Raw genomic sequence first — 667 nt, forward strand, 5'->3', positions numbered from 1 at the left:
CATATTTTTAATAGCCTGCTCTGCAAACCAAGCAAGCAATAAGATAAGCAACTCTGAACTAGAAAATTTAGCTAGTAAATATGGTGGGGTTTATATATTTAATCAGAAATTTGTTGATGAGATAGACAGGCGTGAAAAAGAACGAAGTGATTATATGGATGACTTTTTTAAGAATAATAAAAGGAATTTTAAAAGAGATGACCTAGCTATTATGGATAAAAAGCTTCCGCAAATTATTTCAAATGGAGGGCATTACTATACTAGCTCTATTGATTACGAAAACCAAACAGGTAAAAGAGTTAAAATTCCAAAAGAATTTGCAGATAAAATTATAAATTTCATAGGACTTGAAAACTACAATAAGTTTAAACCATCAATGGGGTTGGGGTATTTCTATATAGACAATAATGGTGTCGTAATACCTATAGATATATCAGCAACATACAGCTATCAATCAAAAAAATATGGCTTATTTGGTGATGAAGGAGCTGGTATAAAATTTAGTAAAAATGAAACAAACTATGTCTTAGGTGGAAATAAATTTTACTTTGATAGCCATAAAAACACTTTTGTTAAGGAAAAATAGTGGAAAACAACAATAATAACCCTAAAAATAAATCTGTAAAACAAATAATATCTGATATAAAAGATCATGCTGATATGGCTG

1 protein-coding gene is annotated in these 667 nt (G+C 29.1%); it reads left to right on the forward strand.

What is annotated here, in order from left to right:
• Nucleotides 1–586 (forward strand): tRNA 2-selenouridine synthase (locus tag F3G86_RS01155; protein ID WP_149723137.1); only part of this gene is annotated, 586 nt, incomplete at its 5' end.
• Between the last annotated feature and the right edge of the window lie 81 nt (nucleotides 587–667).

Source organism: Campylobacter concisus (assembly GCF_902460595.1).
In the GTDB taxonomy this organism is placed as follows: domain Bacteria; phylum Campylobacterota; class Campylobacteria; order Campylobacterales; family Campylobacteraceae; genus Campylobacter_A; species Campylobacter_A concisus_BL.